At 40.0% G+C, this 1,121-nt stretch carries 1 pseudogene; it reads right to left on the reverse strand.

Annotated elements, in window-relative coordinates:
- Nucleotides 1-660 precede the first annotated feature (660 nt).
- Nucleotides 661-1,121, reverse strand: a pseudogene (locus R7P72_RS25470) (hemolysin); the annotation flags it as partial.

Genomic DNA, 1,121 nt, shown 5'->3' on the forward strand with positions numbered 1-1,121 from the left:
AGAAAACGACCAAAATTTTGTATCTTGATCTTGGCATCTGGTGATATCATAACAATTCCCCGTTCGATGTTCTGATGAATATGTTGTCGTAAACGGTTCGCCAAAACCGCTTGTTTGATTGCTTAGTACCCAATCAATTTACCACACATTTTCTAATTGGAACTGACGACGGGTTTTTCGTGATCAACCCCCGCATTTCTTCGGATGAAAAGCATTTTTTAAGTGATGATGATCAATTAATTGATATGTAACTTAATAACAAAAAATGACTTTCAAATCTGTCAATAAAAATATTAGTGATCAATTCGATCTTCTGACAAATATAAAATCAAAATTCATTGTGATTTAGATCACCTTTAATTTCTTTTTTAATTCAAATTAAATGCCTGAAGCGATCAAGGTCACATTTTGTTTGGCGTTCGGTTTGATTTGAAATGTGATCTATAACCATTTTGAGGTTTTGTGAAAGTTTATAACGTGAACGTTTGCGCGATGTTGGCGTTTTGTGGATTAAAGCTGGAGATGAGTGGCCTTTTTGCGATGAGTTTAACTAAACACTTTGTTTTTAATGTTTTATGAGCAAATAACGTATCACGCTGCACGCGTTTTGTTTAGAGCGATTTTGAGCAGCGCGATACCTCCTACGTTTGTAGACGACGGTTAATTGTTCATAGCTAAATACTCGCGCGCGTTTTCACTGCCCATATAACGTGCAAGCGTTTTCTCAGGTACATCGCGTAAATCCACCATAATCAATCCATCCAGTGCGTTGTTAAACGCAGGATCGACGTTAAAACACACCAACTTACCATTCAAACTCAAATATTGGCGCAGTAATACCGGGACGCCTTTGCCTTCATCAATTCGAGCGATCACGCGAGATAGCAACTGTAAATCTCCCAATGCGGTTAGCATGCTGGTATTCCAGTTTAAGTTGGTTTCTGGCAGTGGGTTTGACGGAGTGACGTATTCGGCGCAGTCGTTGTCGTAGTGGTGTAGGGTCATCGATTGTGCCAACAATTGACGCGCGGGATGGCTGTAATCGTTGCTGATGCTCACTGGGCCAAATAAGTGCGTGTATTCAGGATGTTGATGAACAAAAGTCGCTATGCCTTTCCAGA

This window comes from Vibrio sp. Vb0888 (assembly GCF_033338835.1).
In the GTDB taxonomy this organism is placed as follows: domain Bacteria; phylum Pseudomonadota; class Gammaproteobacteria; order Enterobacterales; family Vibrionaceae; genus Vibrio; species Vibrio alginolyticus.